General features: G+C 68.2%; 1 protein-coding gene. It reads right to left on the minus strand.

Features of this window, described 5'->3' with window-relative positions:
• Positions 1 to 318: MFS transporter (locus tag SB816_RS30590; RefSeq protein ID WP_410548063.1), on the minus strand; the 318-nt coding region annotated here is incomplete at both ends.

Consider the following 318-nt stretch of genomic DNA (forward strand, 5'->3'; position numbering starts at 1 on the left):
GTTGTAGCCGATCGCCATGCCGGTCGCGCGCGTGGCGGCCGGGAAGATTTCGGCCATCAGCGCGGGCAACGCGCCGAAGTAGATCGACTTGAGCAGCGCGAGCCAGGCGATCAGCACATAGAGCGCGAACGCACTGCCGCTGGATGTGGCCCACACGAAACCGGGGTACGCGCTCACGGCGAACAGGAGCGCGATCCACGTCATCTGGCGGCGTCGGCCGATGCGATCGGAGACGTGGCCCGCGAACGGCGTGACCACCGTGAGGATCACGCCGCCCAGCATGGTCGCCGCAAAGCCCGTGGTCGCCGGCAGATGCAG

The sequence above is a fragment of the Achromobacter sp. SIMBA_011 genome, assembly GCF_046535435.1.
Classification (GTDB): Bacteria; Pseudomonadota; Gammaproteobacteria; order Burkholderiales; family Burkholderiaceae_B; genus Achromobacter; species Achromobacter dolens.